Here is a 25,246-nt window from a genome sequence, read left to right as displayed (position 1 = left end):
TCACGCGGTGGCCGCCTTCACGTCCTCGGCCCGCTGGTCACCGGGGCCGTCGCACACCACCTTGGTGGACACCACTGAACGGTCGGCGAAGAGGTGGTCCCAGGCGCGTGGCGCCGGGTCGTGCCCGAGAGCCATCCGCAGGAGTCGCTCCTCACCGGCCGGGCTCAGGCGCTTCCGGATCCAGCGCCAGTGCTCGTCTCTCGAGGTCCGGCTCCGGTACAGGCCACCGAGGACCGTTCCGAGTGCGTACGGAACGGCGAACAGGACAATCAGGCTCGGCCAGACGACGAACATCTCCGCCCACCCGAACGTCGCTCCCACTGGGAGCAGTGCCGAGGCGACGAGGTACTCGAGGGGCAGTGCCGTGACGTGGAAGACCAGCGACACCCCGACGAAGCGCAGCGTCCGGTCGGCGAACGAGACACCGTACGAGCCGGCTTGCCGTTCCAGCGCCCAGGTGAACGCAGCCCCTGGGAGGATGGCGAGCAGCAGGAAGGCCACACCGACCACCGATCCAGGCACCGAACCCGGCACGTCCACCGTCAACCCCCGCGTCGTTCGATGCCTGTCTGCCTGCCTGCGGGACGCTAGCGGTGAGGTCCGACATGGCGGCGCACGCCGCAGGGACTGACCCTCAGGTGCGGGCGACGCCCAGCAGGGTGACGTCGTCGGTGCGGGGCGGGTTCAGCGCGCCCAGCACCGCGTCCAGCAGCTGCTGCGGGTCGGCCGGGCCGGCCCCGACGGCCGCGCGCAGGTCCTCCAGCCCGGCGGCGAGCCCGTCCGCCGAGCGCTCGACCAGGCCGTCGCTGAACAGCAGCAGCCGGTCGTCGTCGCCGAGGTGGACGCGTGTCTCGGCGTAGTCGGCGACGTCGAGCAGCCCCAGCGCCGGGCCGCGCCCCTCGTGCAGGTACGCCGCCCCCGCCGCGGTGCCGATGAGCACGGGCGGATGGCCGGCGTTGGCGACGACGACGTCGCCGGTGGCCGGGTCCAGCTCCGCCACGATCGCCGTCGCCAGCTCGCCGGGCAGCAGTGCGCCGATGACCTCGTTGAGCCCGTCGAGCGCCGCGGCGGGGCCGGGCGCCCGGAGCAGGTGCGCCCGGAGGGCGTGCCGGAGCTGGGCGGTGATGGCGGCCGCGGCCAGCCCGTGCCCGGCGACGTCGCCCAGCACGATGGACACCCGCCCGCCGGGCAGCGGCACGATGTCGTACCAGTCGCCGCCGACGACGTCCTCCTCGCTGGGCAGGTACCGGGCGGCCAGGGCGACGCCGGGGACCTTGGGCAGCTGCTCCAGCAGCAGGGTCCGCTGCAGCGCCGCGGCCAGCCGGTTGTCCTCCTCGGCCCGGCTCGCCGCGGTCCCGGTGAGCAGCGCGGCGAGGCTGCGGGCGGCGGTCACCTCGTGCTCGCGCCAGGGCCGGGCGGTCTCCCGCACCGTCTCGCTCCAGGCGTCGAACGACCGGCGCGGGCTCAGCCGCGGTCCGGCGTCGGTCTGCGCCGTCTTGGACGTGTAGGGGTTGCCGCCCCAGGTGATCTCGCGCAGCGTCTCGGGCCGGAACCAGGCGAGGAAGTCCTCCTGACCACCGACCACCTCGACGGCGAGCACGCCGCTGGCGGAGCCGGCCAGGTCGGCCGCCTCCGGCACCACCCGGCTGACCGCGTCGGTCACCGGCGCCCCGGCCGCGAGGAGGGCCCGGACGAGCGGGACGACGCGGTCGGCGGGCGGCGTCTCCCCCAGCAGACGCAGCTGGCCGTTGATCCGGACGGCGGCGCCGGAGGCGGGCAGCAGGTCCAGCACGGTGACCTCGCCCTCGGTGAGGGCCTCGGCCAGCGCCCGCGGGGTCCGGCCGATCGCCGAGGCCAGCTCCGCCTGCCGGTGGGCCACCTCCAGCACGCCGGTCTGCTCACCGGCGCCGACCAGCGTGGGCAGCAGCAGCGACGCGGTGCGGCCGAGGAACTCCGCGGCAACCCGGTCGGAGTAGGAGGGGCGGTGCGGACCGGCGTAGTGGTGGCAGGCGATGAGGCCCCACAGCTTCCCGTTGTCGATCAGCGACACCGACATCGAGGAGACGACGCCCATGTTGGCCAGGTACTCCAGGTGCACCGGCGAGACGCTGCGCAGGATCGCCCCGGAGAGGTCCAGCGGGCGGCCGGTCGACGGGGTGAGCGGCGGCTCCAGCGGCACCGGGCGGTAGCCGGCGTCGGGGATGAGCCGCATCCAGTTGGTGGCGTAGAGCGCGCGGGCCTGGGCGGGGATGTCGCTGGCCGGGTAGCGCAGCCCGAGGAAGGGCTCGAGGTCGTCGCGGCGGTCCTCGGCGATGACCTCGCCGTTCCACTCGGCGTCGAAGCGGTAGACCATCACCCGGTCGAAGCAGGTGAGCGCCCGCACGTCGCGGGCCAGCACCGCGGTGAGCTCCTCCAGCGTGGCGGTGGCCGACAGCCGCTGCAGGGTCGTGGGGAGGCGACGGTGCCAGGCGGCGCCGGCCTGCTCCGCGCCCAGCACGGGCTCCCACTCGGTGACCAGCAGCCCGTCGGCCCGGTGCAGGACGAGGTCGACGTCGGCGCCGCCGAGCCGGACCCGCAGCGGGTTGACCTCGGCGAGGTCGCCGGCCAGGCCGGCGCGCAACCGCGCGGTGTCCGAATCGTCGAGCAGCTGGTCGAGGGAGGTCCCGGCGACCGGCCGACCGAAGAGCTCCGGGGCGTTCGCCGAGGCGACGACGACGGCGAGGTCGGGTTCGGTGACCGCGAGCAGGGCGCCGTGCGGCTGGACGGCGCCGGGGACGGCGATCGGCTCGTCGGCGCAGCGCAGCAGCGCGTCCTCGGCCCCACCGGGCACGGGGGCCTCGACCGTGGGCAGCTGGCTGGGTCCGCGGCTGGTCACCGTCGGGACGCTACGGCGTTTCCCGGCCCGCGCTCACGCTGGGGAGCTCACCGGCGGAGCCGATCAGCGGGACCACCCGGTCCAGCTGCAGGAGCTCCAGCGGCAGCCGGACGGGCCGGTTGGTCGGCGGGGCGATGACGTGCAGCTCGATCCCGCCGGCCGCACACCGGCGAGCGATGGCCACCAGCACGCGGGCGCCCGAGGAATCCAGGAACCGGGTGGGGCTCAGGTCGATGACCAGGCCGGCCGGAGCGGTGTCCAGGAGGCTCGCGGCGGCGTCGGCGACCTGAGCCGACGTCGCGATGTCGACCTCACCCCGTACGGTGAGAGCCGCACGACCGGCGATCGTCGTCCGTTCCACGTCGAAGAGCACCGGTCCACCTCCCTCACCACGTCCGTTCCGACGTGCCGAGGGTAGGCCACGGTGATCGGGAAGGGGCTGGACGGCCATCAACATCGACTTCAGCGTCCGGCTGCCCACCGACGCGCACAGCGTTCCGCTGGTCCGCGGGCTGCTGCGGCAGGCGCTGGAGCACCTGGCCGTGCCGCAGCCCGTGATCGACGAGATCCTCCTCGCGCTCACCGAGGCCTGCGCGAACGTGGTGGACCACGTGCACGACCAGGAGGCCTACCAGGTCGACGTCTCGATCACCGACGAGCTGTGCCGGATCAGCGTGCTGGACGACGGCGAGGGCTTCGACCCCGAGGGCGTGCAGGTCCTGGACCAGCCGACCGACGCCGAGCGGGGCCGGGGCCTGGTGCTCATGCGCGCGCTGGTCGACCGGCTGCAGTTCGTGCAGGACGCCGACGGCCGCCACCGGGTCACCTTCGAGAAGCGACTGGCCGCCCAGCAGCCGCACCTGCGCCTGCTGCAGAGCTGAGCGTCGGGCCCCCTCCGTGCGGTCCGCCCGGTGCGGTGGACGACGATGACCGGGTGAGTGCTGCGGTCGACCACCCCTCGGACGTCTTCACCCCGCGGGTGCACGACGCCGTCCGCCGGCTCGACGGCGTTGCCGAGCGCACGCCGCTGCAGCGCAACGCCCGCCTGTCCGGGCTGACCGGCGCCGACGTGTGGCTCAAGCGGGAGGACCTGCAGGTCGGCCGCTCGTACAAGATCCGCGGGGCCTACACCACCATCAGCCGGCTGGACGACGCCGCTCGCGCCGCGGGCGTGGTGTGCGCGAGCGCCGGCAACCACGGGCAGGGCGTGGCCTACGCCTGCCGCGCGCTGCAGGTGCACGGGCGGGTGTTCGTGCCGGGGACGACGCCGCGGCAGAAGCGGGAGCGGATCGCCGCGCTCGGCGGCGACATGGTCCAGCTCGTGGTCACCGGCGACTCCTACGACGAGGCGGCGGCCGGGGCGACCGCGTTCGCCGCGGCGTCCGGCGCCACGCTGGTGCCGGCGTTCGACGCGCTCTCCACGGTGGCCGGGCAGGCGACCGTGGCGGTGGAGATCCTCGAGCAGCTCGGGTCGGCTCCCGACGTCGTCGTCCTCCCGGTGGGCGGCGGTGGGCTGCTGGCCGGCGCCGGGACCTACCTGCGGCAGCACTCCCCCACCACCCGGCTGGTCGGTGTGGAGCCCGCCGGAGCGGCGAACATGGCGGCCGCGCTGGCCGCCGGGCAGCCGGTCGAGCTGCCGGAGATCGACACCTTCGTCGACGGCGCGGCCGTGCGCCGGGCCGGCGCGGTGACCTACCCCCTGGTGCGCGACTCGGGTGCGGAGCTGCTGGCCGTGCCGGAGGGGCAGATCTGCACCGAGATGCTCGACCTCTACCAGGCCGACGGCGTGATCGCCGAGCCTGCGGGTGCGCTGGCGTCGGCGGCGCTGAGCGGCGGCCTGGTGACGGTGGAGCCCGGCCAGACGGTGGTGTGCGTGCTGTCGGGCGGCAACAACGACGTCAGCCGCTACGCCGAGGTGATCGAGCGGTCGCTGGTGCACCGCGGGCTCAAGCACTACTTCCTGGTGGAGTTCCCGCAGGAGCCCGGCGCGCTGCGCCGCTTCCTCGACGAGGTGCTGGGCCCCGACGACGACATCGTGCTGTTCGAGTACGTCAAGCGGGACAACCGGGAGACCGGCGCGGCGCTGACCGGCATCGAGCTGGGCAGCGCCGACGGCCTGCCCGGGCTGCTGGCGCGCATCGAGGCGAGCCCGCTGCGCATCCAGCACGTCGCCCCGGGGACGACTGCCTACCGCTTCCTCGTCTGATCGGCGTCAGTGGACGGACGTAGCGTCCGCGACATGAGCTCCTCAGCATCGATAACCCTCGGAGCGGTGAACGTCGAGGCCGACGCTCCCCGCGCACTGGCGGCCTTCTGGGCGCAGCTGCTCGGCGGCACGGTCGCCCCCGGTGACGACTCCGAGTTCGCCTACGTGTCTGCCCGCGAGCCGGGCGGGTTCGCCATGTTCTTCCAGCTGCGCTCGGACGCGCGACCGGACCGGCAGGGCCAGCACCTGGATCTCACCGTGCCCTGGGGCACCCGCGTGGTGGAGGTCGACCGGGCCGTCGAGCTGGGAGCGACCCACCGGTGGGACGTGCTCGACGAGGTGCCGTGGGTGCAGTGGTCCACGCTGTCGGACCCGGAGGGCAACCTCTTCTGCATCGCCGAGCACCCACCGGCGACCTGACGCCACGGCGTCAGGCGGTCATGAACCCGCTCTCGTAGGCGGCGATGACGGCCTGGGTGCGGTCCCGCGCGCCGAGCTTGAGCAGCACGCTGCTGACGTGGGTCTTCACCGTCTCCCGGCTGAGGTACAGCTCGGTCGCGATCTCGGCGTTGGAGAGCCCGCCGGCGACCAGCCGCAGCACGTCGGCCTCACGACCGGTCAGCTCGGGCAGCGCGGCCGCCCCCCGCGCACGGGAGGGCGCGTGCGAGGCGATGAGGCGCCGGGTGAGGTCGGGCAGGACCAGCGACGTGCCGCGGGCGACGACCCGGATCGCGTCGACCAGCTCGTCGGGATCGGACCGCTTCAGGGCGAAGCCGCTGGCACCTGCCTGCAGGGAGCGGAACAGGTAGTCGTCGTCCTCGAAGGTGGTCAGCACCAGCACCCGCGGCCGCCGCGGATCCCGGGCCACCAGCTCGGCCGTCGCGGCGATGCCGTCCAGATCGGGCATCCGCACGTCCATGAGGACGACGTCGGGATCGGTCTCGGCCGCCACCGTCAGCGCCTCCCGGCCGGTGCCGGCCTCACCGACCACCGTCATGTCCGGCTCGCTCTCCAGGATCACCCGGAGCCCGGAGCGGACCAGCACGTCGTCGTCGACGAGCAGCAGGCGCAGCTCGGTCACGCGGCACCCGGCAGCGGCAGGCCGGCGACCAGGTCGAAGCCGCCCGAGGGCGTCGGCCCGGCGGTGAGCGTGCCGCCCACGACGGCCGCCCGCTCCCGCAGGCCCGCCAGCCCGCGACCGCCGCCGGGGCCGGGCCGGCTGTCCGGCTGTCCGGTGTGCTCGTTCCGCACCCGGACGACGAGGGTGTCCCGGCTGCGCGCTACCTGCACGACGGTGACGGGCGTCCCCGCGTGCCGCAGCACGTTCGTCGTCCCCTCCTGCACCACCCGGTAGACGAGCTCCTGGATGCCGGCGGGCACGTCGTCGGTCTCGCCGTCCACCACGAGGGCGACCGGCAGCCCGCCGTCGCGCAGCCCGGCGAGCAGGTCGTGCAGATCGGCGAGCGAGGGTGGGGCGAACGCACCCGGGTCGCCGCTGCCGTCCTCGGCACGCAGCACGCTGAGGGCCCGGTCGAGCTCGGCGAGCGCGGCACGGGTGTTGGTCTCGATGTGCCCGAGCGCCTGGCGGGCGAAGTCCGGCTGGACCGGCCGGTCGTCGGTGGGGGTGAGCGTGCGCCGCGCGGCGGTGGCCTGCAGCAGGCTGGCGGTCAGCGCGTGGCCGATGGTGTCGTGCAGGTCCCGGGCCAGCCGGTTGCGGTCGGCCAGCCGCCGGGTGCTCTGCTGCAGCGCGGCGATGCGCTGCTCGGGCGCGGTGCCGAGCAGCCTGGGCGCCACGGCGGCGGCCAGCCGCACCAGCAGGTCGACCACGGCCAGGGTGAGGACGACGTCGAGCGCCATGAGCGCGAACAGCGGCAGCGCGGTGAGGGCGTTCCAGTCGGCGCCCCAACCCAGGTAGGCGAACCCGAACCCGCCGAAGAGCAACGTGGCCAACGTGGCGAGGCCCATCAGCACCCGCGCGCCGAGCCATCCCAGCGCCCGCCAGGTGTCGGCGGCCAGGACCAGCCGCCGCAGCTTCTGGACGACGCCCCGCCGGTCGCGGACCCGCTCGCCGTCCGGGAGAGGCACGCCGAGCAGATCGCGGGCCATCCGGCGCTCGAGCCCGGCGAACCCGCGGGTCGTGGCGAGCACCAGCAGGATGAGCAGCACGCCCACGCCGTAGATGAGGGCGACCACCGAGCCGACCAGCCCGGCGTACAGCGCCAGGTAGAGCGCGCCGAAGGGCAGGCTCGCCAGCGCATAGAGAGCCCGGCGGGGCCAGCCGGGGCGGGCGTCCTCGAGCAGCGTCCGCAGCCGGGTGGCGATCTCGGCGGCGGGACCCGGCAGGCGGGAGGTCGTCGGAGGCACTGGTCGATCCTGTCCGACCGGCGGGCCGGACGGATCCCCCCGATGGGCGCCGTCGATCTCCCCCGCGCGGGGGACGGAGGTCGGCGCTGCGGGGTGATCCGCCCGCACCCCTCCGCCCGACAGGCTCGGTGTCATGACCTCATCCAACATCGGGAGGCCCGCATGATCGAGGTGCGCGGGCTCACCAAGCGGTACGGCGCGGTCACCGCCGTGGACGACCTGACCTTCGACGTCGCGCCGGGCAAGGTGACCGGCTTCCTCGGTCCCAACGGCGCCGGCAAGTCGACCACGATGCGCATGATCCTCGGTCTGGACCGGCCCACGTCGGGTTCCGCCCTGGTCGGCGGCCGGCCGTTCCCCCGGCTGGCCGAGCCGCTGCGCGCGGCCGGTGCGCTGCTCGACGCCGGTGCCGTGCACCCGGGGCGCAGCGGCCGGGACCACCTGCGGGTCGCTGCCCGCACGCACGGCATCCCGCTGCGCCGGGTGGACGAGGTGATCGACCAGGTGGGGCTGGGCCCTGCCGCCCGGCGACGGGTGAAGGGCTACTCGCTGGGCATGCGTCAGCGGCTCGGCATCGCGACCGCGCTCATCGGCGACCCCGCCGTCCTGCTGTTCGACGAGCCGATGAACGGCCTGGACCTCGACGGCGTCCGGTGGATCCGCCGGCTGGTGCGCGGCCTGGCCGACGAGGGGCGCACGGTGCTGCTCTCCAGCCACCTGATGAGCGAGATGGAGCAGACCGCCGACCACCTGGTGATCATCGGCCGCGGTCGGCTGATCGCCGACGCCTCCTTCCAGGAGGTGATGCGCGGGCAGGGCTCCGGCCGCAAGGTCCGGGTGCGGACGCCGTCGACCGACCAGCTGGCCGGTGCGCTGCTGCGTCGCGGCGCGGTGGTGCACCCCAGCGGCGACGGCGAGCTGCTGGTCGAGGGCGTGACCGCCGAGGTCGTCGGCGACGTCGCCCTCGAGGAGGCCGTGGCGGTGCACCGGCTGGCCGAGGAGCACAGCTCGCTCGAGCAGATCTACCTCGACCTCACCGGCGACAGCGTCCAGTACCGGGTCGCCGGCGCTCCCGAACTGGTGGCGCAGCGATGACCGCCGTCGCCGTCCGGGAGCCGGGCACCCCGGCCGTGTTCGGTCGCGCCGCGGCCGCCGAGTGGCTGCGGCTCCGGACCGTGCGGACGACGTGGTGGTGCCTGCTGGCGGCCGCCGTGACCATCGTCGGCATCGGCGTCATCATGGCCTACGACGCCGACGACGTGTACGCCACCGGCGAGCTGCCGCCGGCGACGGCGGCCGGCGAGTTCGGCGTCATGCTCGGCCAGTTCGCGCTGCTGGTCCTGGTGCTGCTCGCGGTGACGCAGGAGTACGCCAGCGGGGCGATCACGCCGACGCTGCAGTGGACGCCGCGTCGCGGGTTGCTGCTGGCTGCGCGTCTCACCGTGCCGGTCCTCGCCGCCACCGCGGCCGGCGTGCTGCTGGCGCTCACCGCCGACATCACCGCCTGGCTGATCGCGGACCTGCCGTTCTCGCCGGGCGACGTGGCCGACAGCCTCGGCCGGGTCGCCGCCGTCCTGCTGGCCGGCGGAGCGCTGGCGGTCGGCGTCGGCCTGCTCCTGCGCAGCACGGCCGGCGCGCTGGCCACGGTGTTCCTGCTGCAGCTGGTCCTGCCGTTCCTGCTGCCGGCGTTCGGGGTGCAGTGGATGGCCGACCTGGGCGAGCTGCTCCCGGGCACCGGCGCGATCTGGATGCTGCTCGGCGAGCCGGACATGACGGCGGGACAGGCGACAGCCCTGCTGGTCGGCTGGGCGGCGCTCGCGGTGGGCCTCGGGGGTGCCTCGCTGCTGCGCCGGGACGCCGGCTAGCTCTCCGACCGTCGGCCGCCCGGCTGCTCCCCTGACCCGGAGCGCGCCGGGCGGTCGGCGTCGGCGTCGGCGCCGCTGCCCGGGTCACGGGCCAGCAGGTAGGTCGCCGCGCCCAGGACGACCCCGGCGACGGCGGACAGGGCGACGACGACGCCGGTGTTCACGGTGCCGAGGACGCCGGTCAACAGGTCGCGCGAGCGGGACGTCGGGTCGGAGAGGACGACGCCGACGAACACCGCGACGAGCACCCCGGCACCGGCGGCCAGCAGCTGCGCGAGCCGCCCGGTGAAGCCGTGCCGGACGCCCAGCGAGCGGGCCGCCTTCACGATCCGCCCGGCCCGGAGGATGCGCAGGGCGCCGACGGTGCGGACCAGCCGCAGCACCTGGACGGGGCCGAGGGCGAAGACGACGGCCACGACCACGGCGACCGTGAGCGCGATCAGCCCGAGGTGCCCGCGGACCCAGGCGCGCTTGTGCTCGGCGACGACGAAGAGGATGACCGTCTCGGCGACCAGCACGGCGCCGCTGACGATGTCGATGACGTACCCGGTGGTGCCCAGAGCCCCCTCGGCGACGGTCAGGAACATCGCCGGGATCGACGCCAGCGCCGCGACCAGCACGGGCAGGGCGAGCCGCTCCTGCCAGCGCTCCTCCCTGCTCGTCACCGCCGTCCACGCTAGCCGTCAGCCGAGGACGCGAATCGGCTCCCCGGCGACGAACGCGGCGACGTCCTCCACCGCCTCGCCGTAGAACACCTCGTAGGTGCCGCGGGTGACGTAGCCCAGGTGCGGGGTGAGCACGGTGCGCGGCGCCGTCCGCAGGGGGTGGTCGGCCGGCAGCGGCTCCTCGTCGTAGACGTCGAGCGCGGCCGCGGCGATGCGGTCCTCGTGCAGCGCGTCCAGGAGTGGCTGCTGCTGCACGATCGGGCCGCGGCTGGTGTTGACCAGGACGGCGGTGTGCTTCATCAGCGCGAGGTCGTCGGCGCCGATCAGCCCGCGGGTCCGCTTGGACAGCAGCAGGTGCACGGTGGCGACGTCGGCGGTGGCGAACAGCTCGTCGCGCTCCACCCGGCGCACCCCGACCTCGGCGGCGCGCTCGTCGGTGAGGTTCTGGCTCCAGGCGACGACGTCCATGCCGAAGGCCTGCCCGATGGTGGCGACCCGGCTGCCCAGCCGGCCCAGGCCGATGACACCGAGCCGCGCGCCCGCCAGGTCGCCGCCGACGGTCTGCTGCCAGCCCCCGGCGCGCATGCCGGCGTCCTCCCGCGGGATGGAGCGGACCGCGGCGAGGATCAGCCCCCAGGTGAGCTCGACGGTGGCGGTGGCGTTGGCCCCGGTGCCGCACACGGTGATGCCGCGCTCGGTGGCGGCCTCGACGTCGATGGACTTGTTGCGCATGCCGGTGGTGACCAGCAGCTTCAGGTTCGGCAGCCGCTCCAGCAGGCTGCGGCGGAAGTCGGTGCGCTCGCGCATGGCGACGACGACGTCGAAGGAGTGCAGGCGCTCGGCCAGCGCGTCCTCGTCGCCGACGTGGTCGGCGAACTCGACGACCTCCACCGGCCCGGGTACCTGCGACCAGTCGCAGAAGTCGGCGGCGACGGACTGGTAGTCGTCCAGGACGGCGATGCGCGGCATGCGCCCGGTCTACCGCATGCGCCGCGTCCGCGTCAGCGGACGGTCACCGCGCCGGTGGTCCTGGGCACGAGCTCGACCCAGGTGGTGCCGGGGGCGAGCAGGATGGGGGCGCCCTGCGCGTTGGTGAGGACCACCCGGTCGCCCTCGCTCGCCTTGGACCAGGTCGCCGGCAGCGTGTGCCCGCCGGTGGCGACGAGCGCCTCCCCGCCGCCGACCATGTCGGTCTCGGGGACGGGGTTGCCGGCCGGGTCGGTGTAGCGGGTGTTGACGACGTCGACCCGCAGGACGACGACGTTCGTGGCCTTGAGCTGCTGCCCGTCGGCCTGCGACGCCGGCGTGGTCCCCTCGGCGCGCAGCCATGCTGCCTGCGCCGCGTCCCAGGTCCAGTTCGGGCGGCTGACGCCGGAGAGCTTCAGGTCCACCAGGACGGCGGGCGTGCCGATCGCGGGGACGCTGGGCTGGTCGGCGGAGCCGGCCATGCGGAACTGCTCGATCGGGTCCGCGGAGTGCGCGGGATCGGCCTGGGCGAGGAAGTCGGCGGGGTCGGCGTAGACGTTGTGCGGCGCGTAGCGATCCTCGCTGCGGTAGAAGCCGCCGGCGCCGCCGTCGTGGCTGACCACCTGCATGCCGGCGCCGGCCACCGCGTCGACGAAGGGCCGCTGCCCACCGGAGAAGGCGAAGAGCCCGCGCAGCGGGGCGGCGATGGCGGCGTCCATGGGCCGCACCGAGCGGATCGGGCCGATCTCGGGCGGCAGGGTGGAGTGGTAGACGGCGACGAAGCGGGTGATCCCGCCCTCGACGACCTCCTCCCACACCATGTCGGCGCCGTTCAGGCCGGACTGCGGGCGGGATTCGACGGAGTTCTCGATCTTCACCGCGAGGGCGGTGCGGTGCACCGGGTCTGTGGTCTCCACGCCGGTGAGCGGCCACGGGTAGGTGGGCGGTGGCGGCGGGGGCGCCGGCGTGGTCGGCGCCGCGGCCACAGGGGCGGCCTGCGGCGCGCAGCCGGCGGAGAGGGCGAGGCCGGCGGCGGCGATCACGGCCGCGACTGCCCGGGTGGTCCGGCGTCGGGCGGATCGGTGCACGCAGGGGTTATCGGCCCAGGTCGGCCCGGTCGTGACCGGCGGCCGGTCCCGCCCCTCACAGGTCGGGGACGCACGTCCCGGCACCGAGCGCGCTGAGCCCGGTGAGGTCGCCGGCGGAGAAGTCGAGGATGCCGCCGCTGGCCGTCGGGAACATCAGCTGGGCCGGGTCGTCGACGTGGTCGAGGCCGACCAGGTGCCCGATCTCGTGCAGCACGATCGCCCGGGCGATGGGATACCCGTCCGGGGAGGCCAGCAGCTCGGCGAAGAAGGCGCTGTCGAGGGCCACCCCGCCGGTGACGTAGACCTGCGGGCCGGTGCCGACCGACCGCCAGTGGCTGCCCGCCTCCCCGGCGACGTCGCCGACGAAGTCCGGGTTCTCCTCGCCGGTCTGCCAGGAGACGAGCACCGGCGCCCAGCGGTCGCCGTAGCGGTCGGGCTGGTAGGGCTCCCGCTTCTCCGCGGGGGGCTCCTCGGTGGCGCCGTCGTAGACGAACTGCAGGCCGGTGGCGGCGGTGACCCGGGCGAACGCCTCGTGCAGCAGCAGCTCCCCGCCGACCGGGGCGTTGTCGGGCCGGATGACGTAGTGGATCGGCCGGCAGGGGTCGAAGGCGACCGGCCCGGTGCCGTCGGGCTGCAGCGCCACGAAGGCATGCGTGCCGCCGGTGGCCGGTGCCGGTGGCGGAGCGCCGAGCGGGGCCTCGGTGGACTCCTGACCGGGCGGCGGGCCGGGTAGGGCGGGCTGGGCCACGGGTGGGTCGCCGGCCAGCAGGCCGGGGTTCGCCAGCCAGGCCGCGCCGAGGGCGACCACGAGCACGACCAGGACGGCGAGGAGGCCGCGCATCCGGCGGCGACGTCGTCGCCTCGGCTGCTGCTCCCCCGGCGTCCACTCGCGCCAGCCCTCGTCGGCCGTCGGCCGCCCGGCCGCCTCGTCGAGGACCCACTGGGGCACGCGACCGGTGGGCGACGCGCGCAGGGCGTCCGGGCGCCCGGGTGCTCCGCCGTCCACGCCACCTCCGTGCTCGTCCGATCGCTCCAGCTGCATCCCAGGATGCATCGGCCGCGCCACCGGTGGGGCGGAGCGGCCTGCGGGACGATCCACCCGAACGGATCGACGCACCCGACGTCAGGAACGACAGTGCCCCTCACCCGGGTTCCCGGGGAGGGGCACTGTCGTTCGCTGCGCTGAAGCTCAGCGACGGCCGGTCTTGCCGCTGCGGCTCTTCTGGAAGTCCGCGATGGCCTTCTTGATCTTCGCCTGGTTCTGCGGCTTGCGGGCCTCCTGGACCACCTTCGCCGCGATCCCGGACATCATGAGCTTCCTGATCATGCCTGCCATGGTGTTCCTCCTTCTGTCGTCTCCGGGTCTCCTTGCCCGGTCCGGCGGCATGCCAACCGCACACCCGGTCCGGCCACCCGGTCGTGCTCCGTTCGGCGCCGCGATCGGGTAGGACGGGGCATGCCCTCTTTCCCACCGGTCCTGCTGCTCGACGTCGACGGCGTGCTGAACGCCGTCCGCCGCGACCTGCCGGAGGGCTGGCGGCGCGGGGCCTTCAACGGCTACGTGCTCTCGTGGGACCCGACCGTGGTGCGGCGCCTGCGCGGGCTGCACGAGTCGGGCCGGGTCGAGCTGCAGTGGCTGACGACGTGGACGGAGCTGGCCGACCGGCTGCTCGCCGAGCCGCTGGGTCTGCCGCGCGGGCTGCGGACGCACGACCGGGAGGCAGTGCTGCCCACCGGGTTCGGCGGCCGGCTCGGCGGGGTGGCCGGGTGGTGGAAGCTGGCGGCAGCTCGCGCGGTCGCCGACGCCGAGCCCTGCCGCCGGATCGTGTGGATCGACGACGACCTGGCCGACCAGGCCGAGGACACCAGCGAGTGGCTGGCGGCGAACGGGCAGGTGCTCGTCGTCGCGCCGGCGGTCGCCATCGGGCTGACGCACGCCGAACTGGACCGGGTGGAGGCCTGGCTCGCCGAGGAGGGCTGACGACCGCCGCGTGCAGCTCGCTCACAGGTTGCCGCCCTAACCTGGCCGTTCGACGCCGACCAGGGGAGGAACGCTCCATGGCCTCCGTCCCGCCGGACCCGAGGAATACCCGCTGGCTGCGCCGCCGGCCGGCCGACCCACCGACCCTGCCGCAGCCACAGCCACAGCCGCCGTACGGGGAGCCGCCGTCGGACGAGCCGCCGCGTCGTCCTCGGTTCGACCAGCCCCCGCCGGTCGCGGACGGCTGGTACGGCGCGCCGCCGTACGCGCCCGGCCGGCCGCCGGCCCAGGAGCAGCCGCGCCACCCGTGGCCACCGCCCGAGCGTCCCTTCCCCCCGGCTGCTCCCCCGCGACGCGACCGGCCGCAGCGTCCGGTCCCGCCGGTCCGGCCGGACGAGGGCCGCCGGCGACGCCGGGACCGCGCCGGCCGGCGACCGCGCCGTCGCCTGTTCCGCCGGATCGTGCGGCTGCTGGCCGCGCTCGCCGTGGTCCAGGCGCTGGTCGTGCTCTCGCTGCGCTGGGTGGACCCGCCGACGACGGCGTTCATGGCGGCCAACCCCGACGGCGCGATCCAGCAGTCGGTGCCGGTGGAGCACGTCTCGCGCAACTTCCTGGCGGCCGTCGTCGCGCACGAGGACTCCCAGCTCCCCTACCGGTCCGGCGCCTTCGACTGGGGCGTGCTGTGGGCCCGCGCCTACTCCCACCTGGCCGGCGAGGAGGACCCCGTCGGGTCGACGATCCCGCAGCAGATGGCCAAGAACCTGTTCCTCAACCAGGAGATGAGCGCCTGGCGCAAGGCACTGGAGGCGGGTTTGGCCGTCGAGCTGGCCGCGTTCGTGGACGACCGGCGGATGCTCGAGCTGTACGCGAACTACGCCCAGTTCGGGCCGACGATCTACGGCGTCTGCGCGGCCGGCTGGTACTACTTCGACTCCCCGCCCGGGGAGCTGTCCCCCGCGGAGGCGGTGCAGCTGGTCGGCCTGCTGCCCTCCCCCGGCCACGTCCAGCGCGCGCCCGGCGGCGGCATGGACTTCGAGGTGGCGGACGGCATGGGCTGGCTGTCCCGCTCGCACGTGATCAACGCCCAGAACCGGGTCCCGGCCCACCTCGAGCGGCTGGGCTTCCAGCCCGTCGAGGACGCCGGCATTCCCGGGCTGGCCTCCGATCAGCCGGCCTCCGACGACGACTGCTCGAGCCCGCCGGAGGAGATCACCGAGCTGATCGCGGCCGAGGGCACCGGCTGAGTCACCAGGTGTCGACGTGCGGCCGCACCCGCCCCGGCGGTCGCGGCGTGGCCGCGGCCTCCCGGGTCAGCGTGGTGATCCAGCGGCGGGTGTCGGCGGGGTCGACGACGTCGTCGATCTCCCAGTGGGCCGCCACGTTGAGCCCGCGTCCCTTCTCGTAGGCGGCAGCGACGGCGGCGTCGTAGGCGGCGGCGCGCTCGGCGTCGTCCTCGATGGCCGCCAGCTCCCGGCGCAGGCCCAGCCGGACCGCGCCCTCCAGGCCCATCGGACCGAACTCGCTGGTCGGCCAGCCGATCGCGAACCGCGGCACCTTCATGCTGCCGCCGGCCATCGCCTGGGCACCGAGCCCGTAGGCCTTGCGGACGACGACCGTGCCGATGGGCACCGAGAGGTTGGCGCCGATGACGAACAGCCGGGAGAAGTGCCGGACGGTCGCCGTCCGCTCCGACTCGGGGCCGACCATGAAGCCGGGGGTGTCGCAGAGGAACACCACCGGCAGGCCGTGGGCGTCGCAGAGCTGGAGGAAGCGGGCGGCCTTGTCGGCGGCGTCGGAGTCGATGGCCCCGCCGAGGTGGGTGGGCACGTTGGCGACGACGCCGACCGGGGCGCCCTCGACCCGCGCCAGCGCGGTGATCATCCCGGCGCCCCAGCCGTCGCGGAGCTCGAGCACGCTGTTCTCGTCGGCGAGGGCGTGCAGCACGGCCCGCATGTCGTAGACCCGCTTGCGGTTCTCCGGCACGAGGTGGCGCAGCGCGCGCTGGTCCGGCGCCGTCCAGTCGGCGACCGGGCCCTGGAAGTAGGAGAGGTACTGCCTGGCCGCGGCGACGGCGGCCGCGTCGTCGGCGACCCGGATGTCGACGACCCCGTTGGCGTGCTGCACGTCGATCGGGCCGATCTCCTCGGGCGCGACGACGCCGAGCCCGCCGCCCTCGATCATCGCCGGACCGCCCATGCCGATGTTGGCGTCCTCGGTGGCGATGACGACGTCGCAGGTGCCGAGTAGCGCGGCGTTCCCGGCGAAGCAGCGGCCGCTGGCGATGCCGACGGTCGGGACGAGGCCGGAGAGCTTGCCGAACAGGGTGAACGCCATGGTGTCGAGCGCGGAGACGACCGGGTGGTCGACGTCGCCGGGCCGCCCGCCCCCGCCCTCGGCGAACAGGACGACCGGCAGCCGCCGCTTCTCGGCCAGCTCGAACAGCCGGTCCTTCTTGAGGTGGCCACGCATGCCCTGGGTGCCGGCCAGGACCGTGTAGTCGTAGGAGACGACGACCGCCGCGCTGCGGTCCCGTCCGACGAGGTCGCCGTTGACGTCGGCCAGCCCGCCGACGACGCCGTCGGCCGGGGTGCGCTCCTGGAGCTCCTCCCGGCTGCGCCGGCGTTCCTGGGCGGCGAAGACCAGCGGCCCGTACTCGATGAAGGAGCCGGCGTCGACGAGGTCGGCCAGGTTCTCCCGTGCCGTGCGGCGGCCTTGCGCGTGCCGCTTGGCGACGGCCTCGGTGCGGTGCTCGTCCAGGCCGATCTCGTGCCGGCGGCGGACCTCGGTGAGGTCCGGCCGGTCGGCGTCGAGGTCGATCGCCGCGCGTTCCTGCAGGTCGCCGTCGGCGTGCTCGACGTCGGCGAGCAGCTGGCCCTGGCGGACGGTGTCGCCGACCCGCACGGCCACGCCGACCACGGTGCCGCCGGCCGGGAGGGCGACGACGTGCTCCATCTTCATCGCCTCGAGGACGACCACCGCTCCCCCCGGCTCGACCGTCGTGCCGGGCACGGCCGCGACGGCGACGACGGTGCCGGGGACCGGTGCGCGCAGCCCCTCCTGCTCGGCCTCGGGCTGGAGGGTCGGCACCAGCTCGGCGAGGTGCTCGTCGACGAACGTGGTGGTGGCCGAGCCGATGCCGGGGTGTGCCAGGAGCGCGCGCAGGAAGGCGGTGTTGGTGGCGACGCCGCGGACGTCGATCTCGCCGATCGCCCGGTGCAGGTGCCGCAGCGCGGCGGTGAGGTCGCCGGTGCGCTCGTGCGCCACCACCTTGGCCAGCAGCGAGTCGTACCGCGGGCTCTGCTCGGCGCCGGGCCGGGCGGCGGTGTCGACGCGCACGCCCGGCCCGCCGGGGAGGACGAGGGAGGTGATCGTGCCGGCGGAGGGGACGACGGCGCCGTCGGCGGTGATCGTCTCGGCGTTGACCCGGGCCTGGACGGCGCAGCCGAGCGGGCGGGGCGCGCCGTCGGCGAGGCCGAGGTCTTCGAGCGTGGCGCCGGCGGCGATGCGCAGCTGGAGCCGCACCAGGTCCAGGCCGGTGGTCGCCTCGGTGACGGTGTGCTCCACCTGCAGCCGCGGATTGCACTCGAGGAAGACGAACCGCTGCGGGTCGTCGGCGGAGACGAGGAACTCGACGGTGCCCAGCCCGCGGTAGCGACCGGTGCCGAGAACCGCGCGGGCGGCATCGTGCAGGCGGGCGCGGAGCTCGTCGGGCAGATCCGGCGCCGGGGCGATCTCGAGGACCTTCTGCCGGCGGCGCTGCAACGAGCAGTCGCGGTCGCCGAGGACGACGACGTCGCCGTGCGCGTCACCGAGGAGCTGCACCTCGATGTGCCGGGCGCGATCGAGGTACTCCTCGGCGAGCAGGGCTTCGGTGCCGAAGGCGACGCGGGCCTCGTGCGCGACCTCCTCGACGGCCGCGGCCACGTCGTCGCCGCGCCGGAGGGCCCGGGTGGCGCGGCCGCCTCCGCCGAAGCGGGCCTTGAGCAGGACGGCGCCGGTCTCCTCGAGCATCGTCTCCACCGCTGCCGGGTCGCCGTCCGACCCGCGGAGCACCGGGACGCCGACCGCCTCGGCCCGGGACCGGGCGAGTGCCTTGTCGCCGAAGATCCACAAGTTCTCGGCGTCGGGGCCGACGACGGCCAGGCCGGCAGCCACGCAGGCGTCGGGCAGCTCGGAGACCTCGGACAGGAAGCCGTACCCGGGGTGGACGAGGTCGCAGCCGGTGTCGAGCGCCGCCTGCACGATCGCGGGCACGTCCATGTAGGCGGCGGGTCCGGTGCCGGGGAGGACGTGGATCTCGTCGGCGGCGGCCAGGTGCGGGGCGTCGGGCTCGTCGGCGGCGGTGACCGCGACCGACGTCAGGCGCTCGGCGGCCGCGGCGCGGGCGATGCGCACGGCGATCTCGCCGCGGTTGGCGATCAGCAGGCGGGCCACCCGGCGATGCTCGCACGGCGCACGGACCCCCCTGTGGCGGCGGTCACCAGCTGGACGACGCGCCCACCCACCTCCGGACACAGCGTTCCGCCACGCCGCCGAGGCGAGGTTAGGGACCGATCGCTCAGAGTCATGCGTGGCGGGCCGGCACAGGAACTGCGGCGCGTGATGGCCGGTGGTCGGGCCGCGAGTCGCTCGCCCGGGTCCTGTCGGCGTACCGCCGGGTAACCCCCTGGAAGGGCTGGCTGCGCGCTTTTGTGGCGCGTGCGGAGCCGACCTAGTGTCGGCGCGTCCGGCGAGGCCCCCGTCGCCACCGCACCAGGTGGCACCTCGCGCGGACACCGCCGAACCGGGCACCGGACATCTCCGGGCCCGGGCCGGGGACCCACCGTAGTTCTGGGGTGAAGCGGGATCGGCACGACCGATCCGCCGGGCGACCTCCCCGCCCGAACCCGTCAGCTCACTCGGTAGGCGGTTGATGGAGAACAGGAGAACCGTCGTCCATGACGACTACTCGCACGTCCACGTCCGCTCGTCGTTCTGTCCGCGGGGCGGCTCTCGCCGTGGTCGCCGGAGCCGGCATGGTCCTCACCCCGATGACCGCCTCGGCCAGCACGACCGCCCCGGGCGCAGCAGCTCCTGTGGCAGTGAACGCGGCACCGGTCGCGGCTCCCAACCACGCCGCCCAGGTGGCCGTCGACACCGCGCTCGCGCAGCGCGGTGACCCCTACGCGTGGGGCGCCACCGGCCCGAACGCCTTCGACTGCTCAGGCCTGACCACCTATGCCTACAAGGCCGCGGGCATCGACCTGCCGCGGACGTCGCGCGCACAGTCGACCGCGGGGGTCCACGTGGACCGCGCTCACCTGCAGCCCGGCGACCTGATCTTCTTCTACTCGCCGGTGGGCCACGTCGGGATGTACATCGGTAACGGCCAGATGGTGCACTCGTCGACCTACGGCCAGCCGGTCAAGGTCGTGCCGGTCGACTCGATGTACGGGTACAACACCGCCCGCCGGATCGTCTGATCCCGTCCGCCCGCATGCCCCCGGCCGTGTCCACGGTCGGGAGCGCGGGCGTGGCCGACCTCAGGCCAGCAGTGGTGTGCCGATCAGGATCTCGGTTCCGTCGGGCCGGTAGGTGCGCCATCGGCCGCCGGGATCTCGGTGCACCCGGAACCCGTGGTGCACCTTGGTGTGATGCCGTTCGCACAGGAGCGCGGAGTTCGCCAGCGACGTCTCCCCGCCGAAGACCCAGTGCACGAGGTGGTGGACGTCGCACCAGTGCTTCGGGGCGCCGCAGCCGGCGAATACGCAGGCCTCGTCGCGGAGTTCGACGGCCTTGCGGATGTGCGGCGGCACGACCCGCTTGCTCCGGCCCACGTCCAACGGCATCCCGTGCTCGTCGATCAGGACGGGGACGATGCTGCCGTCGCAGGCCAGCTGCCGGGCCTTCGCCGCCGAGAGCAGGCTGCCGAACGCACCGGTCGCCGTCGCCGGTCCGGTGGCCTCGTCGAGCAGGTCGGTTCCCCGGACGGTCACGACGACCGTCGGCTTCACCGTGCGGAGGAACGGCAGGTCGCCGGAGGCCAGCTGGTTGTCGGCCAGCTGCACCAGCGCGTCGGCGAGCTGCTGGGCGCGGGTGCGCCGGTCGCCCTTGGGCCGATCGGCCTGGACGATCGACTCCAGCGCCGCCTTCACCTTCTCACCGCCCATCGCGTCGAGCTGGCCACGGATGGCCACCGTGCCGTCGGAGAACTCCGACAGGGTCAGCCCCCGCTCCTCGGTGGGGTCGGGCTCCGGACCGTCGGGGTCCAGCCGGGCCAGGTAGTGCTGCACGACCCGGGCCAGCTGCTGTACGTGCTGGGTCGCGGCCACGGTGGCGAAGACGTGGTCGAGCTCGGAGAGATCGAGGCCCTGGTCGAGCGCAGCTGCCCGACGCTCCTCCTTCGCGACCGGGGCGACGACGGCCACCTGCTCGGCCGACACGGCGCCCGCGCTGAAGGCCTCGGCGAGCGCCGGCAGGTGGTCGAGCACTCGGCCGTTGCGGACCAATCGGCCGGCTGCTGCGGGGCTCAGCCGGCCGTGGCCCCGCAGCCACGACTGCATCGACGCCGCGCCGTCGTCGTCGGCGGCCTGCTGCAGTTCGGCCGCGCGGACCCGGAGGGCCAGCTGCGCGTCGATACGGTTGCGCGCCTCGAGCAGGGCCCGGATCTCGTCCAGCTGGTCCCGCGGGGCCAGCGACCGGGCGTCCTCGGCAGCGAGCGCATCGAGGGCCGACTGCAGCTCTCCCACGACACCTCCCGCGCGTTCGAACGTGTGTACGAATACTACCGCGCCGGACGACATCAAGCAGCTCGAATCCACAGGTCAGCGGCCTGTAGCAGCACTTCCCCTCGTGCGATCCGGTCCGGCGTCGTAGCGTCCGACCCATGGCGGATCGAGCGTTCCGGACGGTGCTGGAGGGTGGCTCCTACTTCGAGGGGCCGCGGTGGCGGAACGGGGAGTGGTGGGTGTCGGACTTCTACCGGCGCACCGTGAGCCGGGTGCCGGGCGAGGGTGGCGCGGAGACCGTCGTCCTGGAGGTGGAGAACCAGCCCTCGGGCCTGGGCTGGCTGCCCGACGGGTCGCTGCTCGTCGTCTCGATGCGGGACCACCGGCTGCTGCGGGTGTCCGACGGCGAGGTGTCGACGCACGCCGACCTCTCCGCCGTCTGCGGTGGACTGCTGAACGACATGGTGGTCGACGCGACCGGCCGGGCGTTCGTGGGCGACTTCGGCTTCGACCTGATGGGCGGCGGGGCGCCGCGGCCGTCGTCGGTCAAGCGGGTGGACCTCGACGGCACGGTGACCGTGGTGGCCGAGGACCTGCGCTTCCCCAACGGCTCGGTGATCACGCCGGACGGCGGCACGCTGATCGTCGGCGAGACGTGGGGCAACCGGTTCACCGCGTTCGACATCGCGCCGGACGGGTCGCTGACCGACCGGCGGGTGTGGGCGGAGCTGGGACCGGAGCCGGTCGGCGGCTCGGTCGAGGAGCTGATCGGCCAGGTCGTGGTCGCGCCGGACGGCTGCACGCTGGACGCCGAAGGCCACATCTGGGTCGCCGACGGGCTGAACGCACGGGTGCTGCGGGTCGCTCCCGGGGGCGCGATCGTCGAGGAGATCGCCGCGCCGGAGGGCATGGGCGTCTTCGCCTGCGCGCTCGGTGGGGACGACGGCCGCACGCTGCTGCTGTGCTGCGCGCCGGACTTCTACGAGCACACGCGGGCGCCGGTGCGCGAGGCGGTGCTGGTGACGACGGAGGTCGCCGTCCCGCACGCCGGACTGCCCTGACCGTTCCGGTCAGACGATGACGACGCCGTCAGAGCTGCGGGTGCCTTCCGTGCCGGTGAACAGCTGGGCCCGGTTGCGGCCGCGGATCTTGGCGTCGTAGAGGGCGCGGTCGGCGCTGCGCATCAGCTGCGAGGCGCTGTCGCCGGGCCGGTACTGCGCCACCCCGCAGGACAGCGAGATGTCGGGGTGGAGGGCGTAGATCCGCCGGACCAGCGCCAGCGCGTCACCGCCGGGCATGCCGGGGAGCAGCAGGGAGAACTCGTCGCCGCCGTGCCGGGCGAACGTCGCCTCGGCGGGCAGCTCCCGCCGCCACACGTCGGCGACCCGGCGCAGCACCCGGTCGCCGGCCTCGTGGCCGTGGGTGTCGTTGACGGACTTGAAGTGGTCGACGTCGACGAGCACCGCGGACAGCGGCACACGCGACCGGGCCGCCTCGGACATGAGCTCGTCGAGCGCCTGGTCGAAGCCGCGGCGGTTGCTCAACCCGGTGAGCGGGTCGAGGCTGGCGGTGGAGGCCAGGACGACCAGCCGGTGGATGACGATGCCGATCCCGATGAGGACGAGGTCCAGGCCGACCACCACGCCCAGGGGAATCCCGTCGGACAGGAGCAGGGCCCCGGTGACGCCGGTGGCGGCGGCCGCCAGGTGCGCCAAGGCCTGGGGCCCGGAGAAGAAGAAGTGCGCGTCGACGACGACGAAGGCGATGAGGATCGCCGCGGCCAGGGACGTGAGCGGGTCGGGGGCCACCAGCACCGCGGTGACGATCAGCCCGGTCGCGGAGCCGACGGCCAGGTGGAAGGCGTTCCGGGGCCAGCGGGCGCCCCACCGGCCGACGATCGCGCCCGAGGCCAGCGCGGTGAGCGACAGGAGGAACAGCACCGACCGGGGCGTGCCGGGCTCGGCGCTGGAGCTGACGAAGAGCCCCGCCGTGCCGCCGAACGCGTAGAACGTGGCCAGTGTCGTCGCCATGACGCGCACGGTCGCCACCTCGGGCGCTGCTGACCGGCTCACCCCGAGGAGTTCGGTCGATCGGGCCCAGTTCTGAACCTTTCGCCGCCAGGTCCTGGTCACGTGCCACTCCCCCGGGTGGGGTCTCCGACGATCCGCTCGAGCCGGACCGGTCAGACGGCTTCCTGCGCCGGCTCCACCTGCCGCCGCGTCGGCAGGAGGGAGACGGTCGCGACCGCGGGCTCGGCTGCGCCGAGGCCCTCGTGGAGGCGGCGCATGCCGGCGAGCATCCGGGTCTTGACCGTGCCCAGCGGAGCGCCGGTGCGCTCGGCGATCTCCCGCTGCGTGTAGCCGCCCCAGTAGGCCAGGACCAGCGCCTCGCGCTGCACGGCCGGAAGGGCGGCGAGGGCCGAGCGGGTGCGGGCGTCGGCCATGCGGCCGGCCACCACCTCGCTGACGTCGGGGGCGACGCGCTGCGCGTCGAGGTCGGCGAACGCGTCGGTGCGCCGGCGCAGGGAGGTCTCGCGGCGGACGGCGTCGACGGCCTTGTGGTGGACGATCGAGAGGAACCAGGCGGCGAACGAGGCGCGGCTGGCGTCGTACGCGGCCGGGTTGCTCCAGTAGGCGAGGAAGGCCTCCTGGACGACGTCCTCCGCGACGCGGTCGTCGCACACGATGCGGCGGGCGAGACTCAGCGCCCGCGGTGTGTAGCTGTCCACGAGGACGGCGAGCGAGGGCTCGGCCGTTGGGTTCGACCGACCCGGGGTGTTGTGGGTCACGCGATGTAGATGCCGCACGATTTGATCGCGCAAACTAGACCGCAGGAATCGTCACACGATCAACACGATCGTGTGGCCTCGCGCCACTCTCCGCGGCCGCGCCGCTGCGGTCAGCGGGCGTCGGCGCCCTTGGTCGGCTGCGGCGCCGGCACGGCGGGCCGCCGCCGGGCGAAGCCGGGGTCGAAGCGCTGGGTCAGTTCGAGCTCGCCGGCGTCAGGAGCAGCATGCCGCCCGAGGCGGGGCATCGCGAACTCGGCGGTCTCGTCAGTGAAGTGCTTGGCCACGACCCCACGCTACGAAGCGGAGCGCGCCTGGCGCGGCACCCGCAGAGGCGTCTCGGGCGGGTGGGACGAGCGGGACAACTGTGACGAGTCGAGATGTCGACAGCGCGACGTCTCGACTTCTCGACCGCTCAGGGGCAGCTCTCCTCGCGCTTGACCACGCCCAGGTCGATCGCACCCTCGACGTCGCCGGTGACCTGCTGTCCCGCGGGGACGTTCTGGTCGCAGACGATCCAGTTCGAGTCGACCACCTGGTTTCGGCTGCCCCGGAGGTCGTGGGACACGCTGAGATAGACGCCGAAGGTCTGGATGACGTTCTGCGCCGACTGGAGGTCCATGCCGACGACGTCGGGCATGGCGAAGTCGACCTGCGGCTCCGCCGGGGCCGACGACGGCGCGGACGCCGTGGTCGTCGCGGACGCGATCGGTGCGGGCGAGGGTGATGCGGTCGAGGGCGCTGCCGTCGAGGGGGCGGCCGACGGCTGCGTCGAGGCCGACGTCGTCGGCGTGACTGCATCGGCGCGGGACTCGGACGGGTCGCCGGAGTCGCCGCCGATCACCGCTCCGAGCACGGCGACGGCGACGAGGCCGCCGGCCAGGGGGAACCACGGCTGCCGGTGGAACGGTCGGGTGGTCGTCCCTGCTGCGTTCGGGTCGAAGGGCGGCTGGGTCACGTTCGTCCTCGGGGATGCTCGGGGTGGTCAGAAGACGGCGCGTTCGCGCAGCTCGTCCTGGGCATGCGGCGGCAGCGGCACCTCGACGAGCACCTCGCCGATGTTGAAGTAGGTGCCGCCGCGGGCCTCGCGCCCGGCGACGACGGCCTCGGCGTGCGCCGGCTCGATGCCGCAGACCGAGGCGATGAGGGCTGCGGAGGCGGTGTTGAGGTCGACGAGGCCGCCGTCGTCGTAACCGCGACGGAGGTCGGGCCGCCCGATGCCCAGCTCCCGGCGCAGCGCCGGTTCGCCGGCGATCAGCCGACGGGCCTCCTGGCGCCGGGCGTGCGCCTCTCGTGCGCGGGCGACCACCGGGTCGTCGGAGGTGGGCACGATCGCGCCGGCCCGGTAGACCTGGCGGCGCAGCGGGCGGAGCTGGACGCAGGCCGCGACCACGACGACGAGGACGCTCAGCCCGCCGATCGTGCTGAGTGGTCCGTCGGCCGATGTGCCGTCGGCCTGCTTCGGCGTCAGCGCCATGAGCACCAGGAGGTAGACGCCGGCGAGGGTGTAGGCCACGGCGAGGCTGCGGACGTCGCGGCGCCCCAGCCGGCCGGCCGCGTGCCAGAACGGGAGAGCGGCGAGGAAGCCGGCCGAGAAGATCGTGACGGCGAAGTACCAGCCACCGGCCCGCAGCCGGTCCAGCACCGTGGGCGCGCTCCGCCCGGGTGCCGCCACCTGCGGCCGTGCGTCGTTCATCAGTGTTCCTCCGGAGCCGGCGACCGAGCGGGGCTCAGTGTGCGTGGG

General features: G+C 74.5%; 26 protein-coding genes and 1 riboswitch. Of the genes, 9 read left to right on the top strand and 17 right to left on the bottom strand.

Annotation, left to right across the window (positions count from 1 at the left end; all coding sequences use genetic code 11):
* The 3 genes from GCU60_RS18090 to GCU60_RS18080 all read right to left on the bottom strand — a co-directional run bounded on the left by GCU60_RS18090 (position 1) and on the right by GCU60_RS18080 (position 3,248).
* Positions 1–522: a DUF6338 family protein gene (locus tag GCU60_RS18090; protein ID WP_163207762.1), complete on the bottom strand. Its 522-nt coding sequence runs from the start codon at positions 520–522 to the stop codon at positions 1–3.
* Between the two features lie 112 nt (positions 523–634).
* A complete protein-coding gene (locus tag GCU60_RS18085; RefSeq protein ID WP_163207760.1) occupies positions 635–2,875 on the bottom strand; it encodes a SpoIIE family protein phosphatase in 2,241 nt (746 codons plus the stop codon).
* A 10-nt stretch (positions 2,876–2,885) separates the two neighbouring features.
* Complete coding sequence (locus tag GCU60_RS18080; protein WP_163207758.1) at positions 2,886–3,248, bottom strand: STAS domain-containing protein; 363 nt, start codon at positions 3,246–3,248, stop codon at positions 2,886–2,888.
* Positions 3,249–3,324: 76 nt separating this feature from the next.
* Between GCU60_RS18080 and GCU60_RS18075 the strand changes: the two genes are divergently transcribed.
* The 3 genes from GCU60_RS18075 to GCU60_RS18065 are packed head-to-tail and all read left to right on the top strand — an operon-like array spanning position 3,325 to position 5,501.
* Positions 3,325–3,756 carry an ATP-binding protein gene (locus GCU60_RS18075; RefSeq protein ID WP_163207770.1) on the top strand — a complete coding sequence of 144 codons (432 nt, stop codon included), beginning with the start codon at positions 3,325–3,327 and terminating at the stop codon, positions 3,754–3,756.
* 53 nt (positions 3,757–3,809) lie between these two features.
* A complete protein-coding gene (gene ilvA / locus GCU60_RS18070) occupies positions 3,810–5,081 on the top strand; it encodes a threonine ammonia-lyase IlvA (RefSeq protein WP_345770681.1) in 1,272 nt (423 codons plus the stop codon).
* Positions 5,082–5,114: 33 nt separating this feature from the next.
* Positions 5,115–5,501 (top strand): VOC family protein, encoded by a 387-nt coding sequence (locus GCU60_RS18065; protein WP_163207756.1) that lies wholly within the window; start codon positions 5,115–5,117, stop codon positions 5,499–5,501.
* Positions 5,502–5,511: 10 nt separating this feature from the next.
* Here GCU60_RS18065 and GCU60_RS18060 read toward each other — a convergent pair whose 3' ends face one another.
* Both GCU60_RS18060 and GCU60_RS18055 read right to left on the bottom strand, forming a co-directional pair.
* Positions 5,512–6,162 carry a response regulator gene (locus GCU60_RS18060; protein ID WP_163207754.1) on the bottom strand — a complete coding sequence of 217 codons (651 nt, stop codon included), beginning with the start codon at positions 6,160–6,162 and terminating at the stop codon, positions 5,512–5,514.
* Positions 6,159–7,445 (bottom strand): sensor domain-containing protein, encoded by a 1,287-nt coding sequence (locus GCU60_RS18055; protein WP_163207752.1) that lies wholly within the window; start codon positions 7,443–7,445, stop codon positions 6,159–6,161. Before GCU60_RS18055 ends, GCU60_RS18060 begins: the two co-directional genes overlap by 4 nt.
* 162 nt (positions 7,446–7,607) lie before the next feature.
* On the opposite strand from GCU60_RS18055, the gene GCU60_RS18050 reads away from it, so the two are divergent.
* Together GCU60_RS18050 and GCU60_RS18045 are read left to right on the top strand one after the other, a co-directional pair.
* On the top strand, positions 7,608–8,540 hold the full coding sequence (locus tag GCU60_RS18050; protein WP_163207750.1) for an ABC transporter ATP-binding protein: 933 nt from the start codon (positions 7,608–7,610) through the stop codon (positions 8,538–8,540).
* Positions 8,537–9,310, top strand: coding sequence for a hypothetical protein (locus GCU60_RS18045; RefSeq protein ID WP_163207748.1), 774 nt, complete (start codon positions 8,537–8,539; stop codon positions 9,308–9,310). The genes GCU60_RS18050 and GCU60_RS18045 overlap by 4 nt, the downstream gene beginning before the upstream one ends.
* Here GCU60_RS18045 and GCU60_RS18040 read toward each other — a convergent pair.
* The 5 genes from GCU60_RS18040 to GCU60_RS18020 all read right to left on the bottom strand — a co-directional run bounded on the left by GCU60_RS18040 (position 9,307) and on the right by GCU60_RS18020 (position 13,356).
* Complete coding sequence (locus GCU60_RS18040; protein WP_204262265.1) at positions 9,307–9,975, bottom strand: hypothetical protein; 669 nt, start codon at positions 9,973–9,975, stop codon at positions 9,307–9,309. The genes GCU60_RS18045 and GCU60_RS18040 overlap by 4 nt on opposite strands.
* Positions 9,976–9,993: 18 nt before the next feature.
* A complete protein-coding gene (locus tag GCU60_RS18035; RefSeq protein ID WP_163207746.1) occupies positions 9,994–10,944 on the bottom strand; it encodes a D-2-hydroxyacid dehydrogenase family protein in 951 nt (316 codons plus the stop codon).
* A 32-nt stretch (positions 10,945–10,976) separates the two neighbouring features.
* Positions 10,977–11,984: a DUF3048 domain-containing protein gene (locus GCU60_RS21950; RefSeq protein ID WP_345770680.1), complete on the bottom strand. Its 1,008-nt coding sequence runs from the start codon at positions 11,982–11,984 to the stop codon at positions 10,977–10,979.
* 100 nt (positions 11,985–12,084) lie between these two features.
* Positions 12,085–13,035: a matrixin family metalloprotease gene (locus GCU60_RS18025; RefSeq protein WP_345770679.1), complete on the bottom strand. Its 951-nt coding sequence runs from the start codon at positions 13,033–13,035 to the stop codon at positions 12,085–12,087.
* A 183-nt stretch (positions 13,036–13,218) separates the two neighbouring features.
* Entirely contained in the window at positions 13,219–13,356 is a 138-nt protein-coding gene (locus GCU60_RS18020) for a hypothetical protein (RefSeq protein WP_163207696.1), read from the bottom strand.
* A gap of 129 nt (positions 13,357–13,485) precedes the next feature.
* On the opposite strand from GCU60_RS18020, the gene GCU60_RS18015 reads away from it, so the two are divergent.
* A complete protein-coding gene (locus GCU60_RS18015) occupies positions 13,486–14,010 on the top strand; it encodes an HAD domain-containing protein (RefSeq protein WP_163207742.1) in 525 nt (174 codons plus the stop codon).
* A 77-nt stretch (positions 14,011–14,087) separates the two neighbouring features.
* Positions 14,088–15,254, top strand: coding sequence for a transglycosylase domain-containing protein (locus tag GCU60_RS18010; RefSeq protein WP_163207740.1), 1,167 nt, complete (start codon positions 14,088–14,090; stop codon positions 15,252–15,254).
* A 1-nt stretch (position 15,255) separates the two neighbouring features.
* On the opposite strand, the gene GCU60_RS18005 is transcribed toward GCU60_RS18010, so the two are convergent.
* Positions 15,256–18,444 (bottom strand): carboxyl transferase domain-containing protein, encoded by a 3,189-nt coding sequence (locus GCU60_RS18005; protein ID WP_163207738.1) that lies wholly within the window; start codon positions 18,442–18,444, stop codon positions 15,256–15,258.
* Between the two features lie 332 nt (positions 18,445–18,776).
* A riboswitch (cyclic di-AMP (ydaO/yuaA leader) is annotated at positions 18,777–18,933 on the top strand.
* A 158-nt stretch (positions 18,934–19,091) separates the two neighbouring features.
* Between GCU60_RS18005 and GCU60_RS18000 the strand changes: the two genes are divergently transcribed.
* Complete coding sequence (locus GCU60_RS18000) at positions 19,092–19,472, top strand: C40 family peptidase (RefSeq protein ID WP_345770678.1); 381 nt, start codon at positions 19,092–19,094, stop codon at positions 19,470–19,472.
* A gap of 60 nt (positions 19,473–19,532) precedes the next feature.
* Here GCU60_RS18000 and GCU60_RS17995 read toward each other — a convergent pair whose 3' ends face one another.
* Positions 19,533–20,738 (bottom strand): DUF222 domain-containing protein, encoded by a 1,206-nt coding sequence (locus tag GCU60_RS17995; RefSeq protein WP_163207733.1) that lies wholly within the window; start codon positions 20,736–20,738, stop codon positions 19,533–19,535.
* A gap of 137 nt (positions 20,739–20,875) precedes the next feature.
* Here GCU60_RS17995 and GCU60_RS17990 point away from each other — a divergent pair, with 137 nt between their 5' ends.
* Positions 20,876–21,778, top strand: coding sequence for an SMP-30/gluconolactonase/LRE family protein (locus GCU60_RS17990; RefSeq protein WP_163207731.1), 903 nt, complete (start codon positions 20,876–20,878; stop codon positions 21,776–21,778).
* Between the two features lie 9 nt (positions 21,779–21,787).
* On the opposite strand, the gene GCU60_RS17985 is transcribed toward GCU60_RS17990, so the two are convergent.
* From GCU60_RS17985 to GCU60_RS17965, 5 genes are all read right to left on the bottom strand, one after another.
* On the bottom strand, positions 21,788–22,747 hold the full coding sequence (locus tag GCU60_RS17985) for a GGDEF domain-containing protein (protein ID WP_163207729.1): 960 nt from the start codon (positions 22,745–22,747) through the stop codon (positions 21,788–21,790).
* A 152-nt stretch (positions 22,748–22,899) separates the two neighbouring features.
* Positions 22,900–23,505 (bottom strand): sigma-70 family RNA polymerase sigma factor, encoded by a 606-nt coding sequence (locus GCU60_RS17980; RefSeq protein WP_345770677.1) that lies wholly within the window; start codon positions 23,503–23,505, stop codon positions 22,900–22,902.
* Between the two features lie 110 nt (positions 23,506–23,615).
* Complete coding sequence (locus GCU60_RS17975) at positions 23,616–23,789, bottom strand: hypothetical protein (RefSeq protein ID WP_163207727.1); 174 nt, start codon at positions 23,787–23,789, stop codon at positions 23,616–23,618.
* 128 nt (positions 23,790–23,917) lie between these two features.
* Complete coding sequence (locus tag GCU60_RS21945; protein WP_163207725.1) at positions 23,918–24,460, bottom strand: PASTA domain-containing protein; 543 nt, start codon at positions 24,458–24,460, stop codon at positions 23,918–23,920.
* Positions 24,461–24,487: 27 nt separating this feature from the next.
* Positions 24,488–25,198 (bottom strand): helix-hairpin-helix domain-containing protein, encoded by a 711-nt coding sequence (locus GCU60_RS17965; protein ID WP_163207723.1) that lies wholly within the window; start codon positions 25,196–25,198, stop codon positions 24,488–24,490.
* Positions 25,199–25,246: the final 48 nt, after the last annotated feature.

The organism is Blastococcus saxobsidens (assembly GCF_010682065.1).
Classification (GTDB): domain Bacteria; phylum Actinomycetota; class Actinomycetes; order Mycobacteriales; family Geodermatophilaceae; genus Blastococcus; species Blastococcus saxobsidens_B.
Note: the sequence above shows the minus strand (reverse complement) of the source record. Positions and strands in the feature narration are given on the sequence as shown.

Coding starts and splice junctions, on each gene's coding strand:
- GCU60_RS18050 (WP_163207750.1), top strand. CDS start 7,608: ATGATCGAGGTGCGCGGGCTCACCAAGCGGTACGGCGCGGTCACCGCC.
- GCU60_RS18015 (WP_163207742.1), top strand. CDS start 13,486: ATGCCCTCTTTCCCACCGGTCCTGCTGCTCGACGTCGACGGCGTGCTG.
- GCU60_RS17985 (WP_163207729.1), bottom strand. CDS start 22,747: ATGGCGACGACACTGGCCACGTTCTACGCGTTCGGCGGCACGGCGGGG.
- GCU60_RS18065 (WP_163207756.1), top strand. CDS start 5,115: ATGAGCTCCTCAGCATCGATAACCCTCGGAGCGGTGAACGTCGAGGCC.
- GCU60_RS18020 (WP_163207696.1), bottom strand. CDS start 13,356: ATGATCAGGAAGCTCATGATGTCCGGGATCGCGGCGAAGGTGGTCCAG.
- GCU60_RS18035 (WP_163207746.1), bottom strand. CDS start 10,944: ATGCCGCGCATCGCCGTCCTGGACGACTACCAGTCCGTCGCCGCCGAC.
- GCU60_RS17990 (WP_163207731.1), top strand. CDS start 20,876: ATGGCGGATCGAGCGTTCCGGACGGTGCTGGAGGGTGGCTCCTACTTC.
- GCU60_RS18010 (WP_163207740.1), top strand. CDS start 14,088: ATGGCCTCCGTCCCGCCGGACCCGAGGAATACCCGCTGGCTGCGCCGC.
- GCU60_RS18045 (WP_163207748.1), top strand. CDS start 8,537: ATGACCGCCGTCGCCGTCCGGGAGCCGGGCACCCCGGCCGTGTTCGGT.
- GCU60_RS17965 (WP_163207723.1), bottom strand. CDS start 25,198: ATGAACGACGCACGGCCGCAGGTGGCGGCACCCGGGCGGAGCGCGCCC.